Source organism: Enterococcus sp. AZ188 (assembly GCF_050544075.1).
In the GTDB taxonomy this organism is placed as follows: Bacteria; Bacillota; Bacilli; order Lactobacillales; family Enterococcaceae; genus Enterococcus_D; species Enterococcus_D entomosocium.
This window is the reverse complement of record NZ_CP172943.1, coordinates 527,534-544,867: the sequence shown is the minus strand read 5'-3', so window position 1 is coordinate 544,867 and position 17,334 is coordinate 527,534. Positions and strand designations below refer to the sequence as shown.

Annotated in this window: 10 protein-coding genes; all 10 read right to left on the bottom strand. The window is 37.1% G+C overall.

Annotated features, from left to right (window positions below):
• Positions 1-34 precede the first annotated feature (34 nt).
• Complete coding sequence (locus IGI86_RS02520; RefSeq protein ID WP_429946411.1) at positions 35-2,947, bottom strand: AbiH family protein; 2,913 nt, start codon at positions 2,945-2,947, stop codon at positions 35-37.
• Positions 2,948-2,954: 7 nt separating this feature from the next.
• Entirely contained in the window at positions 2,955-6,104 is a 3,150-nt protein-coding gene (locus IGI86_RS02515; protein ID WP_086332991.1) for a type I restriction endonuclease subunit R, read from the bottom strand.
• 12 nt (positions 6,105-6,116) lie between these two features.
• The gene (locus tag IGI86_RS02510; protein WP_086332990.1) at positions 6,117-7,334 is read right to left on the bottom strand and encodes a restriction endonuclease subunit S; all 1,218 of its coding nucleotides are present in this window, start codon (positions 7,332-7,334) and stop codon (positions 6,117-6,119) included.
• Positions 7,324-8,919, bottom strand: coding sequence for a type I restriction-modification system subunit M (locus tag IGI86_RS02505; RefSeq protein WP_086332989.1), 1,596 nt, complete (start codon positions 8,917-8,919; stop codon positions 7,324-7,326). The genes IGI86_RS02510 and IGI86_RS02505 overlap by 11 nt, the downstream gene beginning before the upstream one ends.
• A 491-nt stretch (positions 8,920-9,410) precedes the next feature.
• Entirely contained in the window at positions 9,411-12,104 is a 2,694-nt protein-coding gene (locus IGI86_RS02500) for an AAA domain-containing protein (RefSeq protein WP_430617716.1), read from the bottom strand.
• 157 nt (positions 12,105-12,261) lie between these two features.
• The gene (locus tag IGI86_RS02495; protein ID WP_086332988.1) at positions 12,262-12,609 is read right to left on the bottom strand and encodes a DUF6176 family protein; all 348 of its coding nucleotides are present in this window, start codon (positions 12,607-12,609) and stop codon (positions 12,262-12,264) included.
• A 278-nt stretch (positions 12,610-12,887) separates the two neighbouring features.
• Positions 12,888-14,279 (bottom strand): Fe-S cluster assembly protein SufB, encoded by a 1,392-nt coding sequence (gene sufB / locus IGI86_RS02490; RefSeq protein ID WP_005232103.1) that lies wholly within the window; start codon positions 14,277-14,279, stop codon positions 12,888-12,890.
• Between the two features lie 29 nt (positions 14,280-14,308).
• The gene (sufU, locus tag IGI86_RS02485) at positions 14,309-14,803 is read right to left on the bottom strand and encodes a Fe-S cluster assembly sulfur transfer protein SufU (RefSeq protein ID WP_430617715.1); all 495 of its coding nucleotides are present in this window, start codon (positions 14,801-14,803) and stop codon (positions 14,309-14,311) included.
• A complete protein-coding gene (locus IGI86_RS02480) occupies positions 14,781-16,025 on the bottom strand; it encodes a cysteine desulfurase (protein ID WP_096742202.1) in 1,245 nt (414 codons plus the stop codon). The genes sufU and IGI86_RS02480 overlap by 23 nt, the downstream gene beginning before the upstream one ends.
• Positions 16,022-17,326 (bottom strand): Fe-S cluster assembly protein SufD, encoded by a 1,305-nt coding sequence (gene sufD / locus IGI86_RS02475; protein ID WP_016619703.1) that lies wholly within the window; start codon positions 17,324-17,326, stop codon positions 16,022-16,024. Before sufD ends, IGI86_RS02480 begins: the two co-directional genes overlap by 4 nt.
• Between the last annotated feature and the right edge of the window lie 8 nt (positions 17,327-17,334).

Here is a 17,334-nt window from a genome sequence, read left to right as displayed (position 1 = left end):
TTTGCAGCTATTGAATGTTGTTTTAAAGTAACACTTATACTTCGAGTTCTTCTTTAATAAAAATCAGTTTATTCTCAAGTACTGACTGCCAATTGTGTTTTAATTCTTGCGAATATTTGAAGATATTACTCTCAGGGTGTTTCTTTTTATATTCCTCAAAATCTTTATTTTCGATAATTTTTCTTAAATTAGGGATTGTATCCATTCCTTTTTTATACTGCATACTAGATAATTCTAGGTCTTCTTCAGAAACACACCATTCGTGAGAAAATTCACTTAAAATGCTAGCTACTTCATTACCAAAGTATTGTTGTTTCAGGTTGTTTACTACTTCTTTATCGATAGGACTAGTTATGCTATTTAAAATTTTATCGTATAAATCAATGATGAACTCTTTCTTATCTTTTTGTTTCAAGAGATTGATTACCTCAGATTTTGTAATGTTTCTTTTTGAATAATCAATTATAGAATTAGTTATTTTAGAAATCTTAAAATTTTCTGAAGTCTCCTGTATAGCATGCTTCCCTATATTCTTACCATAAATCAGATGATTATCTTCATACTGAGACGATTTTTCTTTTTTATCAATTCTGCCTAAAAAATTTCCATCCGTTACTTTTAAGGATTCATGAGTAGTCCCATATTTATGTGACGCTTCCTTTGCCGCAAACTTTCCTGTATCTGCACTATCTATTTCGGGCGCCACTGTTTCTCCCTCTTTAGGGTAAGTAGTTGCTATTCTTTGCTCCAAAAAATCCAAAAATTTACTATCCTCTTCTTCAAATGAGAGATTCGAAATTTCATCATACCAGTTTTTAAATTCTTCCAATACATTGTTCGAAGCATATATATCATTATTAAAAGTAGCTAACAACGTTTTTCTCACTATATCCTTTGTTTCCGTTAAGAATGTTTGGGATGGATGTGGCTTATACGTATTATAATATTCTTCAATTGATATGTTATGACCATCAAGAATTAATTTGATATTTCGAGAAAAAATATCCACAAATACATCGATATCAATTTGGGAGAAATCTGTAATATTGTCTGCACTATTTAATTGCAAAATTTGAAATTTTGGAAATCCCAGTGATACCTCAGTATTCTTTAAAATTGATGAGAGCTTGAGCTGTTCTCTAGGGTAACCTACAATTGTTATTTCTTTGATTTTATCTCCCACTGTTAGCTTTGGAAAAGATGCTGCGGAACAATCAATAAACAAGATCTCTAAATTTTTTAGATACCCTTCAATTGAATGAATATCTGTATCGGAAAGTGTAATTGACAAGTCGATTAAATTCTTTGCTTGTTCAAACATAGAATTATCAAAAATAATATTCGTATTTGTATCAATAACCAATTTTTCAACAGAATGTTCCGCGTTACTAGAACCAAAACTAACCGACTTTTCTAAATCTTCTGGATTAAATATACAATCTCTTACTTCTAAACGTGTTAAAGATTCACACACGGATAAATCAACTTCCTGATAGTCATTATTCAACAAAGTACAATCATCTAGTGTTAAATGGCTTAATCGTTTGGATTTGTCTAATAAAATTTTTAAGAAGCCAATATCAATGCCTGTTTTTTCAAACGACACTCGTTCTACAGATCCTAAAAGGTCAATAAATGCTTTAGAACTATTAAAATTTTCGAAAGCACACTCTTCTAGTTCTCCTGAAAATGACAATTTCTTTACTGATATCTTTACTTTTTTTTCATACAGTTTATTTATTAATTCTACAACTACGTTAATATTATTCGGTGTAATAGCTAATTCAGATATATGTTTAAAGCTAAAATGACATGTAGTTAAAGATAGGTTTCTTAAGATCTGTTCATTTGGAAACTTATTTTCCATGAAAGGCAAAATTGTCTCATACTTATTATAATTATCAATTAGCACATCTTTGTCTTCAAATAAAATTTCTACAAAAGGAACTAAAGTAACTTTTTCTATAATAGATGAGCCTAGTCTTTTTATGAGCTCTTCCATTTTTGCAGCATAATCGTTTTCGTAGTAAAAAATAAAAACCCTTTTAGCATTCTTCAGTATTTTACTTAAAAAAGTAAAATCACTTCCCTGCAAAGAATGTCCCATTATGTACAAATCAAAGTCATCTTCTTTTTTGTTTAACTCCTCCATGATGGTTTTCCTTGTAATATTCAATTTGTTATTTTCCTTAATTCTAAATAACTTATCATTTAATAATGATCTTGAATAATGGATATTTGCCGTATCCTCTCTGTCAGCAAATCCTCCTCCAAAAAGAATATTATCTTCATCAATGCTTCCATGAATGTGCGCAATTCTGTTTTTAGCCTTTCTAATCTGATTATTAGCTACTCGGTTTTTGAGCTTATCATCGATACTACTGTCTTTCTGAACTTTTTCAAATATGACATCCTCAACAATATCCTCTAATGTTTCTGTATAGTTAAAATTAATAAAAAAAGTATCATCGTCACTAAGAAGTTCTTTTATGACAGGATTTATTTTCATTGAAAACTTTTTAAATGTTGAATCATTTTGGACTACAGTATTTTGTTGCAACCATCGCTGGTATTCATCAGAAATATAATCATAAAAATCTTTTTCCAATTTTTTTATTGCATCATTGATCACTGTGATTTCAAAGGAATCATGTAAGTCCTCATGCTGAGACATACGTTTATTAACCTTTCTAACCGTCTCTTCATATAAACTTTCAAAATCAGACCAATTCAATTTAAAGTTTTCATAACTTCTTAAAAAGAGACGGTTATATTCATACAGTTCCAGATCTTCAATAAAGTGATTTCTATCTTTTATATAATCAATAAATTGTTCATAAGAACTTTTCAATCCAATACTTATATCAAGACCATTTCCTACAATCACAATTTTATTTTTAGCTTCATTATTGTCTTGTATTGTTTCAGTTTGTTCAACCATTTCCATTCTTCACCTACCTTAGCTCATTCTCAAGTGGTATCAATGTATCGTCTAATACGAGTCGCCAAGCTCGTTTCATTTGTTGCGGGTATTGAAATGGTTTTGCATTTGGGTGTTTTTCTTTGTATGCCTCAAAATCTTTGCTTTGAATAATACCTTTCATATTCGGAATGGGATCTTCTCCAACAACATATTGGATACTTGAGTAGTGCAGTTCATCAGTGGAAACATTCCACTCTCTTGCAAACGCATGAATCATCTGATCCCTTGCTTGCACAAAAAATCGTCGTTTGATCGCAAAAATATCTTCTTTCTCATCAAGTTCTCCAGAATCTATTGAATTTAAGATTTGACGATACACTTTTTTGACACATTCAGTTTTGTTTAACTTCTTCAGAGCTTTCTCTATTTCCTCGCGCACATCAGAACTATTCGCTGCATAGGTACCTAATAATTGATCGATATACGAGGAGTCGATATCATATAGTCGAATTGAATTATCACTATAAAATTCAATAGCTGAGAAATTAATATCCTCTTCTTCTTCGTATTCTTCTATCAGTGATCCTTTCACCGTCTCATAAAATCCAACTTGTTCTTCTAAGATTGATATTTGTTCTTTTAGAACTTCCGATTGTTCCATTTCTTCATTGTAATTGTCATATGTGACCAATGCCTCATAAGCTTTGTTCAGCTCTTGGAAAGCTTTCACATAATCTACTCGGGTTTCTATCGGAGTATTTTCCGTTGTTCCAGGTATTACGGTAAATGTTTGTAATTGCTTATATGCTTTTTCAAAGCGAGCTTTTGATTCTTCATAGGTTGGATAAATCAACCCGGATTCTTCTTGTGCTTCTGAATATAGCTTTGTAGCTTCCGCCACATTATATTCCATTGTCGCGGGTTTTCTAAATGTAACGACTAGCCCTTTCTTCTTCTCGGGATATGTACGATTCGTTCGAGAAAAGGCTTGAATCAATCCTGCATATTCTAGGTTTCGATCAACAAACAATGTTTGAATCGTAGGGGCATCAAACCCTGTTAAAAGTCGATCAACAACGATCACTAAATCGATTTGCTTACCAAATTGCTTAAATTCTGCTCGTTTCCGTGCTAAACGATTATTGATATCTCCGTTATAGCGTTCAATTTCTGCGATTGACCATACTGTATGGTAATACTCATTGTATTCTGAAATAATTCGTTGCATTTCATCTTGCTTTTCTTTGGCACTTGCGGCGTTTTCATCCATTGAGTACGTAATGGCAATTCGCGGAAAATCTGGATCATCCATCGTTCTTCCTTCACGAATCGGTTGATCAGGAAATTCTTTTTGAAGCCAATCTGATTCTTTCGTCATTTCTTTGATCGCTCGATAGTATTGCTTTGCCATCTCAATGGAGCTTGTTGTCAAAATAGCCGACTTTGTTGGTCGTCCATTTCTAAAATCGAATTTTGTATAGGCATTATTAGGACGAAAGATTTTATGGATCACTTTCTGAATATGATCCTCTGATTCATAAACAATCGGCTCAATATAACTCTCCTTTTTCATTTGATCCATATTATCCACGATCAAATTGATTTGTTCAGGAGAATATTTGGCATATTTTTCAACTTCAAGTAATTTCTGGTGAATTCGATTATCTAATGATGTGGGTTCAATGGTATTTTCATGCTCTACTTGAAAGCCCAATACTGAACCATCTTCTAAAGCATTTTTGATTGTATAGGTGTGCAAGACATCCCCATACTGATCTCGAGTAGTACGAGCCAATTGTCCTTGGGCCTGCTTCTTATTCACTTCAAAAATTGGCGTTCCTGTAAATCCGAACCAAGTAGAGTTTGGAAAGAACTGCTTGATTTCCTCCATATTTTCAGCGCTTAAAGCTCGGTGGCATTCATCCACGACAAAAACAATATGTTGCCCAATCAGCTTTTCAAATCGCTTGGTTCCATTCTTTTCCTCTTGTTTTTTTGCATATTTTAGCGCTGCGTCCAATTTCTGGCGGGTAGTAATAATAATGACGTTGGCATTTGCATCAGCCAAAAGTGTTCTACCTAGCTCTTTTGCATTACCAGTTCCCACAATTAAACTATTGGCTTTCGCATCTCCCGAAGATGTCCCTGTATTAAATTCTGAGGCAAATTTTGTAAATTCATTGGTGGTTTGATTATCTAAGTCCTTGCGATCCACCAGCATAATCGTACGATCAATACCAGACTTGCGTGCTAAAAGTTTAGTTGAAACAAAACTTGTCAACGTTTTTCCTGAACCAGTAGCATGCCAAACATAGCCGGATTGATGCTTATTCGCCGCCACAAATAATGCCTCGATCGCATGTACCTGATAGGGATGTAAGACCATTAATGTTTTATTGTCTTGATCTTCGCTCACAATCGTGTAGTTAGCGATAAGCCGATGCGCATCTGGGATATTCAACACTTGCTTACAAAATTCATAAAGATTATCTACTTTTTTGTTGTCTCTTGTCCGCCAACTAAACAAAAATTTCCGATGCATGTCTTTGGGCATCGCATTGGCAAAATAGCGTGTCGTTTGCTCGTTTGAGACAACAAACAATTGAAGCGTCGAAAAGATGTTATTACGAAAGACACCTTCTTCAGCATATTTTTTTACTTGGTTAAAGGCTTGAAAAACACCGTCTTTTGCAGTGACCTGCTTTAATTCAATTTGAACAATTGGCAAGCCACTGATCAATAATGTCACATCAAACCGGCGGTCACGTGCGTCTGCACTACTGTCTTGTTTGGCAATTTGATTCACAACTTCATATGTCGATAATCCTCCACCTACGTCTTGGTTTGAATAGAGAATCAACGAGATTGATCCTAAAGAAGCATCTTCACGATCAATCTTGATTCGAGCGATACCATTTTCTCCTTTTAACCATTTCGCTGCATCAAAAGGCGTTTGAGTTTTTAATAACAATTCTGTTTTAATAGTTTCAAATTCTTTATCAGTTAAAGGATGTTCGCCAATTTCTGAAAGATTATTGTGCGTGATCTTCTCACGAAAATTTTGCCACAAATCTGCTTCGGACTTTAACTCTGGTCGGTAGACCCATTGATTGTGTCCTTCGCCTAGTATATGAATCAGGTGATTTTCTACTTCTGCTTCGTCACGATGCTTTATTTTCATTCCCGCACCTCCTTAGACAAATAATTTTTGCAGGAACCCTTTTTTGGTTTCTTTTAACAAATCTAGCTCACGCTGATGAAGAGCGATCGTGTCGTCGAGTTGTTTGAAGAAAGTTCCGATTTTTTGTTGTTCTTCGATATTTTTTGGAAATAACAGCTTCAAATCTCCAAATTCAGAAAAACTTATAGACTTACCATCTCTAATTCCAAATGTTACTGTTTTTAATGATTCTATAAAAGTGAATGTTTTAAACTTAACTTTCCAAAATAAACTATCTTGGTTATTTATATTTTTGGGGATAAATACAGTATATGCAGGACTAGTAATACCTAACTTATCAGAGAGTTCAAATCCACCCTGAAAAGACCGCAAACTAATTATAAAATCACCTTGATGTACAACCTTATAGTTCTTAAGAGTTGTCTTATCGTACTTAATATCGATACCCAACTGATCTCTGTATACTACACCAGAATCTTGTGTAACTGATAGGACTGGGAGTTCAGGTTGATTCTTATCGACTGTCGGTACAAAAATTTCTTTTGCTTTACGCTGTTCCCATTCTTCAGTAAATCCCGGGAAACGAATTTCTGGAACTTTTTCTCCTTCTTTGGGAAACATTTTTTGTAAGAATCCTTTTTTGGTTTCTTTTAGTAGCTCTAGCTCACGCTGATGAAGATCGATCATGTCGTCGAGTTGTTTGAAGAAGGTACCGATTTCCATCTGCTCATTCTTAATTGGAGACGGTATAATTACATCAGAAACAATTTGTTTATTTAATCCTCCTCGAGTTCCATCACCCGATGAAATTATACGAAGCTCTTCATAGCGCTTAATCAAATTTTGATAGATGAATTCATAATGAAGATCATTATTTGGGACAATTGCTGCAATTGATTGGTTTGTCGTAAGTTCAATGTTATTAACTGCAACGGTCCCGCGAGTTTTCCCTTGCCCTGCTAATGCAATTAAAACTGAATGCTTCTTTACCCAACGAGCGCTAGAATTATTTAGACCTTCTTCGGAAATCATGTTATCTGTTCCATCAAGACGTCTTTTATTGACTTCACCTGATGACATCCAAGGAATTTTTTTCGGCTCCCAGTACTCAGATATTGATGTTTTTGGAGTTCCACCAGTCAAAATTTCTGCATACTCCCCTAACTTACGCTGTTCCCATTCTTCAGTAAATCCCGGAAAACGAATCTCTGGTATATTCTTATTCGTCATGTTTAAACACCTCTAACGCACCTTGAAGCCATTCTTTATTTTCGTCATTTGTCTCAAAAGCAGCAATGGTAGAAAATAACTCTTTTTCTAATGCGTGCTTTTCTTGACGAATCTGTTTGACTTCATTCCCTACATTCTTCATATCAATACTTTCTTCTTCTTCAAATGTATCAACATAGCGAGGAATGTTTAAGTTAAAATCATTTTCTTTTATTTCATCAAAACTGGCTAAATAAGCATATTTATCTTCAGTTGCTCTATTTTTGTACGTCGACACAATTTTCTCTACATTCTCAATCGATAATTTGTTTTGATTTTTCCCTTTAATAAATTCTTTGCTGGCATCAATAAACAAGACATCGCGTGTTTCACGATTCTTTTTCAAAATAATCACTGTTGTTGGAATTGATGTGCCAAAGAAAAGATTTGCTGGCATTCCAATGACTGCATAAATGCTACCATCTTCAAGTAATTTCTTCCGAATAACCCCTTCAGCTGCACCACGAAACAGCACGCCATGAGGCAAGACAATTGCCATCGTTCCAGAATCTTTTAAATGATAAAAGCCATGAAGGAGAAAAGCAAAGTCAGCTTTAGATTTTGGCGCTAGTTTTCCGTATCGGTTAAAGCGCGAATCATCTAAAAAGGTTGCATCTGCTGACCATTTCGCTGAATATGGAGGATTCATAACTACTGAATCAAATAAATACGGCTCATCTGTTGGCCAATCTTTATTTAGCGTATCGCCGTTTCTCAAATTCATATCTTCTGCGTCTACACCATGAAGAATTAGGTTCATTTTTGCTAAATTAAAAGTTGTGGTATTCATTTCCTGACCGTGATATTTCACATTCTCAGGATACTTCAAATAATTCCGTACATTCAGCATTAAAGAGCCTGATCCCATCGTCGGATCAAAGACGCTGAATAATTTTTTCTCTTCTTGATCGATGGTCACGATTTGCGCCATCATTTCAGAAACCTTTTTTGGTGTGTAGAATTCGCCAGCTTTCTTTCCCGCTTCGGAAGCAAATTGGCTGATTAAGAATTCATAAGCATCCCCAATCACATCACCGTCATGCCCTAATACATCAATATCATTCAGTTTCTTTAATACTTCGGTTATTGTGACATTTCGTTGCTGGTCATCTGAACCAAGTTTTTTTGATTGTAAATCGACATCATCAAATAACCCATTAAATTGCTCAAACTTTGAGGACAACTCAGTAAAGCCTTTGTTCAAATCATTTAACTGAAAGATATTTTGTTTTGCTTGATCAGCTAACACATTAAACAAACGATTGGGTTCGATTTCATAACCTAAAGTATCTACAATCGTTGCTAACAAATCTTCCCTTGAATCTTCATCTGCTAGTAACTCTTGATACAATTTCGTCTGTTTTTCAACCTCGTTATATTCTTCTAAGGATTCATCTGCTAATAAAACAACTTGTTGTAATAATTTATCTGAAAGATATTTGTAAAAAATCAAACCTAAAAGATAGTTTTTATATTCTGATGCGTCCATTTTGCTGCGAAGATTGTCCGCTGCACTAAATAATCGCTGATTAAGTTCTTGTCCCACGATAAGCACACTCCTAATAATAGTTATACTCTCTAATTTTATCACTAATAGCTTTAAAAAAGGCGACATTCAATAAATTTTCTTGGAATTTTAGAGGCATCATGTTGGGAAAATAATAGTAGAATATTCCAATTAAATATTGCATAAAAAAAGCTGTAAATACCTGCCACAAAGTATTTCCAGCTTTTAAAATTTTTATTAACCTACACTAAAAGGATAGTTTTTTCTACAAGTTTCAACAGTTTCCAAATGCTGTTAAATCACCATCCGTTATTTTGGCTGGTGCCATGTAATTCTGATGTTTTTGGGGGAATTGGTGCTAGTTTGGGTGTCAGTAATCAAATAAAAAATAATCCATAACTTCATTTTTCTTAGAGACAAGAGTGTTTCACTTCAAAAGTTTTTCTGTAAAATGAACTTCTAATTATTTTAAATGAGTCATAATTCTATTAACATAAATCACCGTTTAGAAGTTGTGCAAATTTTCTAAACTAACTTTCTTCATCATTCTGGGTACTACTCTTGATAATACATTCATTTAAAAAAACTTTTATTTTCCTCTCAATATTACCCTCAGTTGTTTTTAACCTAAGCAAAGGAATAGCAGCCTTTTCTAAAATAATATTTTTTACCGCATCACGTTCTTGTTGCACCTTAGCATCATGACTACCCCCATCTACTTCAATCACGCCTATCGGATTCTTTCCGACCTTATAATAAATGACAAAGTCACAGCTCGCTTTTTGTTTCATAAATTCTATTTCTCTATCAGTAAATGAATTATTTTTAATTGAGACAAGTTGAATCAAATTGATCTGCATATGAAACATTAAGGAAGTAAATTCAGCTGTCATTAAAGTATCCCTAAGTAGGACAGCCATAATCTGCTCAGATTTGAAATGTGAATCCTTTAAATTCAATCGAGTATTTAACTTTTCTAGAGAACGATCATATTCTCTATACAATAAATCGAATGCGGAGATTACCGGGCTATCATAGACATATTCATCTGAAGCATAGTATTTAATATATCTAACTAAAGCTGCCAAACTTTGGTTGTTTCTTGTAAAAACTTCATTACCAGTTACTAAAGTAAATTTGTTGATGGCTCTTGAAACAGCTACATTCACCAAATGTGGATCATCAACAAAATCAATAGATTTTCGGCTACTTTTTTTCTTATCCAACACTGTTGAAAAAATAACCTTTTTACATTCTCTACCTTGGAATTTATGAATTGTTGCTTTAGCAAACTCTTCTGGTAAATACTCTTCAGCTAAATTGACTTGATTATTATAAGGTGTAATAAATCCGATATTTTTTTCACCAGACCAACCAATTTCCACTAGAGACTCAATTTCTCGCAGGTTAGCTCGGTTTCTTGTATGATTTCCTTTAGATGTGATGATTAGCTCAATTGAAGATTCGCCTCCATCCATAGTCATGGGTATTAGTTGATTATCGTAAAATTGTTGATTACAAAACTGGAATATTTTAGGATGACATCTATAATGCTCCTTCAGCAACGTTACGGGCACTTCCTCCTTGAACAGCTTAACAAATGAATCTAGCAAACTATATTTCGTACAATCATAATACTCTGAAGGAGAGACAATTTCAGTCTTTTCGGGTATATGTGGGAGCTGTTTACGATCACCTACAACAATAATATTTTTTGCACAGCCCAGACTCAAAATACCTGGAACGATATCTTGCTGCGACGCCTCATCAATAATGATGTAGTCCAATATTGCTCCATCTGCTATCGAGTTAATAATCGAATGTGTACTACTTCCAATCACAGGAAACCGTTTAATAAAATTACTGAAATCCTTTCTATAGTTATCTACGGTGAAATTCACATTTGCTGGAATCGATTTTGATAACCGCTGTTTAAGATACTGCATTGATTTATTCGTTAAATCTTCTAATAATTTTTTGAAATTTTCTTTTTCCAAAACATTTTTATATTTTTGTAATTGCTGCTCTTTTTGTTGCAACATTTTTTCATAATAATGAAACTGTAGGGAATAAGTAAAATTTATTCGTTCAGTATAAGTGTCTAAAAATTTAGTCCTAAATATTCTAAACTCTAACAACAAACGGAATCTTTCTTTAAAAGACAAATTTTTTTGAGAAAGATAATTTATATATGCAAGTAAATCAGAAGTTTTCTCTGGACTCAATTTATATCTATCAACATCAATTAAATCTACAAGTACATTTTCCTCACGCCATTCTTCTAAGTGCTTTTTTTCAACAAGCAGCTCACTGATTTCTGCAGTCAACTGTGCTACTTTATTTTGTGCAGTTAGACTCGTTTTCACTCTTGTCAAAACATCATCAATTTCCTCTATAGAAACGGCTACAGAATCCGAGCTATAACGTGGTACTTCTCTCACTCCTGCAAAAAATTCTGTCTTATTGTCTGAACTCCCTAATTTAGCAATAAGGTAGTCTAGTTCTTTTTTAGCCATCTTCTCATACACATTTTCAACTGCTGGATTATTATTTGAAACAATTGCAACAGATTTTTTATTCACTAAAATGTTTGCGATGATATTTAAAATAGTTTGTGTCTTTCCTGTACCCGGAGGTCCTTCAATAATACTAATTTGAGAGGAAAAGGTATTTTCAACAGCTTCTAATTGACTCTCATTCAACCCAAATGGAAAAATAAAATGCTCCAAAGAATCTCTAACCTCATTTTTACCATAACAATACGAATGCAAAGCTGTTCCTTTATAAGGAGTAATTTTGTTCAATTGTCTCTCTATATTTTCGGCCATAGGTTTATTTGTTGGACTAGCATGGCGAACACGCTCTTTTACAATTTCAGTAAAATAAGAAAATGTATTCTCATTTTTCAAACCAGAACTCGCAATAATACTTACATTTTCCGACCTCATGATATACTTTTTTTGATCATTTGGATAATTTACAACAACATACTTATTCCCATATTCAGTCGCTTTATCTATTTGTTGATAAATATTTTCTTCTCTATATAAAAGACCTGCTTGTATTTCTTTTTGTGGTGTTATCTTGCAGAAGTCTAACGGTTTTGTAAATGACTTACCTGATGGAAAATCTACAGTCACCATCAATTGATTTTCTTTACTCCAGAGTCTCCAATCTGTAATTTGGTTCGTTTTGTTCTGTCCATTCATGTATATAGAAAACATTATGTACCACCTCACTTATAATCTGCGTGAAAAAATTTAAATAATCCATAACTCTACTTTTTAATATACTAAAATTAAATTGACTACATCCAATATATTCACTAACAACCGCTCTAATATCTTATGAAATCTATTTACTTAATATCTAAAGTCATCTTCATTTCACATTACTACGTATTTTTTCAGGAATCATCACCACTTCAGTTGTCAAATCGATTGGTTTGTATGTAGAATCTATGCATTCATCCCAATATTCTAAATGTTTTTTATCAATCCAACTTTCAAAATTCTCAACAGGAGTTCCACCTTCTCCTTGTATAGAATACCAATACAAAAATTCCTCACCATTGAGTTGTTCTCTAAAGATTGTCTCAACAAACATTTTTTCGTTTTCTAATGTTAGCAATGTTTCTTCCATATGCTCATTTAAGAACGACATCCATTCATCAACTATAGCCGTTTTTCCTACTTTTACCTTAAATCTTGTAAGTTCTGTTTGAAGCATGATATCCTATCCTTTCATCGTTTTCTTCTAGTATATCACTATTGACATTATATATTTTCAATCTCAAAGAAAGTAATACGAAAAAGTATCTTGTTTTTATTTATCCTATACATTTTTTCGTTTTCCTCTGAAAGATTTTCATTACTTAAACCATTTTCACCATAATAATCTACTTATCCATTTCTCATTGGTGCTACTTTGGTTCTTACTTTCTACACGCCCAAATAAAAAAAGCCAGAAACACCTGCAAATAGGCATTTCTAGCTTAATCAATTCAATTACCCCACAGACCCTTCCATCTCATAACTAATCAACCGGTTCAATTCGACTGCGTATTCCATCGGTAATTCTTTGGTGAATGGTTCGACGAATCCCATGACGATCATTTCGGTTGCTTCGCTTTCGGAGAGGCCGCGGCTCATTAGGTAGTACAGTTGTTCTTCTGAGATTTTGGAGACTTTGGCTTCGTGTTCTAAGGACACTTGGCTGTTGTGGATCTCATTGAATGGAATGGTATCGGATTTCGATAGGTCATCCATGATGATGGTGTCACACTCGATATGGGAGATAGAGCCTGCGCTCTTCTTGCCGAAGGTGACTTGTCCACGGTAGTTTACCGCACCGCCATCTTTAGAAATTGATTTTGAGACGATGGAGCTGGAGGTGTTTGGTGCATTGTGAATCATTTTTGCACCAGTATCTTGGATTTGGTTGGCACCAGCAAAGGCAATGGAAAGCATCGTGCCCCGTGCGCCTTTGCCATCAAGATACACGCTAGGGTATTTCATCGTTGTTTTGGCACCTAGGTTGCCATCGATCCATTCAACGGTAGCACCTTCTAAGGCTTTGGCCCGTTTGGTTACTAGGTTGTAAACATTGTCTGACCAGTTTTGAATGGTGGTGTAGCGGCAGTAAGCGTCTTTTAGGGTAAAAATTTCAACGATGGCTGCGTGCAAACTATTGCTTGAATAGGTTGGGGCGGTACAGCCTTCAACATAATGGACGCTGGCGCCTTCGTCAACGATGATCAATGTTCGTTCGAACTGACCGGTATTTTCGGCATTGATCCGGAAATAGGTTTGCAATGGCACATCGACACGAACGCCTTTTGGTACATAGATAAAGGTACCACCTGACCAAACGGCTGAGTTTAAAGCAGCAAGCTTGTTATCGGTTGGTGGGACTAATTTTGAAAAGTATTGTTTGAACAGCTCAGGGTATTCCTTCAAGGCTGAATCGGTATCGGTAAAGACGATGCCAAGTTTTTCAAACTCTTCTTTCATGTTGTGGTAAACGACTTCTGATTCGTATTGGGCAGAAGCGCCGGCCAGGTATGCCCGCTCGGCTTCTGGAATACCAATGCGCTCAAAGGTCTCTTTGATTTTTTCTGGTACGTCATCCCAATCACGGGCAGGACGATCACTTGGTTTTTGGTAATATTTGATGGCATCAAAATCGATGTCAGACAGGTCTGGGCCCCAGTTTTGCATGGGCATCTTGTTGAAGGCTTCAAGAGACTTCAAGCGGAACTCAAGCATCCATTCTGGCTCTTGCTTGACCCGTGAGATTTCACGGACGATGTCTTCGGTCAATCCTTCGCCGGTACTAAAAACAGGCTGCACGTCATCGTGGAAGCCAAATTTATATTCTTCTAATTCGGGTACACCCATGGTTCTCACTCCTTTTGTAGTGCGGTTGTCTATTCGCTGGTTTCTTCAGTATCAGATTCATTGGCGTGGCTGTGACTGACAGATGCTTGTGTACTGTCGGCAGCAATGGCTTTTTCTAATGCTTTCCAAGCTAAGGTCGCACACTTGATGCGTGCAGGAAACTTCGCCACACCCCCAAGCATGGAAGCATCGCCTAAACGATCGCTTTGGGGAATGTCGTTTCCTTGGACGAGCTCAGAAAACAAGCCTGATAGTTCACCAGCTTCTGCTAGTGTCTTACCGATAATCACATCCCCCATCATGGATGCACTGGCGGTACTGATGGAACAGCCTTCGCCAGTAAACGCGATGTCTTTGATGGTGTCTCCTTCGACAGCGAGCTCCAAGTGGATCACGTCGCCACAGGTAGGGTTATTCAATTCGACTTTGTACGTTGAATCATCCAAGGTGCCTCGATGATGTGGGTGGCTGGAATGATCCAGAATGACTTGTCGATACAAATTATCTAATTTCGTTAGTGCCATGTTGGAAAAACTCCTTCGTCAGCTTGATGGCGTCAACCAGTCGATCGGCGTCCTCTCTTGTATTATACAGGTAAAAGCTGGCCCGTGCAGTCGCTGGGACTTGCAAATAGCTCAAGAGAGGTTGGGCACAATGATGACCTGCCCGTACCGCGATGCCTTCCATGTCTAAAGCGGTGGCAACATCATGAGGATGGATGCCTGCTAGATTAAAGGCGATCACTCCCGTGCGTTTTGCTGCTTCTTGAGGACCATAGATGGTCAAACCTTCAATGGCTTGCAGTTTGGGCAAAACGTAGGCAGCTAAGTATGCTTCATGGGCGTGGATGTTTTCTAAGCCGATTTCTGTTAAGTAATCCACCGCTGCACCTAAGCCGATCGCGCCGGCAATATTTGGTGTGCCCGCTTCAAATTTCCACGGCAGTTCTTTCCACGTGCTTTCTTGCAGATGGACAAAATCGATCATTTCACCGCCAAATTCGACGGGCTCCATTTGATCCAGCCATTGCCGTTTGCCGTATAAGACACCGATGCCAGTTGGTCCGCACATTTTATGGCCAGAAAAGGCATAGAAATCACAATCCAGTGCTTGGACATCAACTGCCATATGTGGAACAGCCTGAGCACCATCCACCACCATGACGGCTTGGTGCTGATGCGCCAATTTGGTTAGCTCTGCAATCGGATTGATCACGCCTAAAACATTGGAAACGTGCGCGATCGAAACGATGGCGGTTTTGTCTGTGATCTGTTTCTTGGCATCTTCCATGTCCAAGGTGCCTTCTGGTGTCAACTGGATATATTTCAAGGTAGCTTTTTTCCGAGCAGCTAATTGTTGCCAAGGGATGATATTGGAGTGATGTTCCATATAAGAAATCACGATTTCATCGCCTTCATTGACAAAACGGTCGCCGTAGCTGCGGGAGACCCAATTTAAACCAGTGGTCGTCCCTCGAGTAAACAGCACTTCCGCCGTCTCACTCGCATGGATAAAACGGCGAACCTTTTCTCGTGCGCCTTCATAGGAATGGGTCGCCCGTTCTGCGAGGGTATGAACCCCACGATGAACGTTGGCATTGTCTTGATGGTAATAATCGGTGATTGCCTGCAGCACCGCCTCTGGTTTTTGCGTAGTGGCGGCATTGTCGAGGTAGATCAATGGTTCGTCATTTACGAGCTGATCCAAGATGGGAAACGCTTGTTTCACTTTTTGGGCATCGATCATGCGAGCAACTTCCCTTCGATAACGGCAACCAATTCTTGTTGCACTTCTTTGACTGGGATCGCAGTCAAAACGGATCCTAAGAAACCACGAATCACCAAACGTTCCGCTTCTTCTTTGCGCAACCCACGACTCATCAAGTAGTACATTTCTTCTGGATCGACCCGTCCCACACTGGCTGCGTGTCCGGCTGTTACTTCGTGCTCATCGATCAAAAGGATTGGGTTAGCATCGCCACGAGCCTGGTCAGAAAGCATTAAGACTCGGCTTTCTTGTTGCGCGTCCGCCCCTTTGGCTCCTTTTAAAATGTGTCCGATACCGTTAAAGGTTAAGACGCCGCGTTCTCTGATAACGCCGTGTTGCAGGATATGACCAATGGAATGCGGTGCTTTGTTGGTTACGCGGGTATCGATCCCTTGTGTTTGGCGTCCAGCACTGATTGCGACCGCTTTGACTTCCGAATGCGCGCCTTCGCCTACAAGATCAGAATCAAAGTCTGCCACGACGTCGCCGTCATTCATGACTCCGATCGCCCAATCTACCATCGCATCTCGTAATACGTAGCCGCGACGATTCATGTACGTAGTAATGTTGACACCTAGCTGATCAATCGCAGAGAATTTGACCTTCGCGCCTGCTTTGGCAATTACTTCCACTACGATATTGCCTGACAGTTTTTTCGCTTGGTCGCCTTTGGTTTGGAAACGTTCCAAATAGCTGAACTCACTGTGCTCATCAGCAACGATCAAAATGTGTTTGAAGAAATGCGCTTGGCTATTGCCATTGTGGTAGAAAATCGCTTCAAGGGGTTCTTCGATCACCACGTTTTTTGGTACATACAAGAACATGCCGCTATTCATAAACGCCGCATGTGCTGCGGTCATTTTGTCTTCGTCCATTGGTACTGCTTTGGTCATATAGTATTGATTAACCAACTCTGGTACTTCTTTCATTGCTGTAAACAAGTCGGTAAAGATCACGCCTTTGTCGATCAACTCTTGCGGTAATTGCTCAAAGATCGTGGTGTCATCGAACTGAACGAGGGTCGGATGGTTATCCATCGCGTCAAAGGCAGGAACTGCGCCTGCCACTTCTTCTTCTGACAAAGCGTACTCACCAGCAAGTGCTTGTTCGTCGATATTGAACAATGGCCAACGCTCGTAACGCACGCGCTCGATTTTTGGAAATGCAAGTTCATCCACTTTCGCAAGGGCTGCTTGGCGTAATTCCAACATCCATTCAGGCTCTTCTTTTAACGCTGAAAAAACGTTGACTTGTTCAAGATAATCCTGTAATTTTGCCATTTACCTTG

What these genes read in the sequence shown, in the direction of transcription:
- IGI86_RS02520 (WP_429946411.1), bottom strand. Translation starts at nt 2,947, where the DNA reads ATGGAAATGGTTGAACAAACTGAAACAATACAAGACAATAATGAAGCT.
- IGI86_RS02515 (WP_086332991.1), bottom strand. Translation starts at nt 6,104, where the DNA reads ATGAAAATAAAGCATCGTGACGAAGCAGAAGTAGAAAATCACCTGATT.
- IGI86_RS02510 (WP_086332990.1), bottom strand. Translation starts at nt 7,334, where the DNA reads ATGACGAATAAGAATATACCAGAGATTCGTTTTCCGGGATTTACTGAA.
- IGI86_RS02500 (WP_430617716.1), bottom strand. Translation starts at nt 12,104, where the DNA reads ATGTTTTCTATATACATGAATGGACAGAACAAAACGAACCAAATTACA.
- IGI86_RS02495 (WP_086332988.1), bottom strand. Translation starts at nt 12,609, where the DNA reads ATGCTTCAAACAGAACTTACAAGATTTAAGGTAAAAGTAGGAAAAACG.
- sufB (WP_005232103.1), bottom strand. Translation starts at nt 14,279, where the DNA reads ATGGGTGTACCCGAATTAGAAGAATATAAATTTGGCTTCCACGATGAC.
- sufU (WP_430617715.1), bottom strand. Translation starts at nt 14,803, where the DNA reads ATGGCACTAACGAAATTAGATAATTTGTATCGACAAGTCATTCTGGAT.
- IGI86_RS02480 (WP_096742202.1), bottom strand. Translation starts at nt 16,025, where the DNA reads ATGATCGATGCCCAAAAAGTGAAACAAGCGTTTCCCATCTTGGATCAG.
- sufD (WP_016619703.1), bottom strand. Translation starts at nt 17,326, where the DNA reads ATGGCAAAATTACAGGATTATCTTGAACAAGTCAACGTTTTTTCAGCG.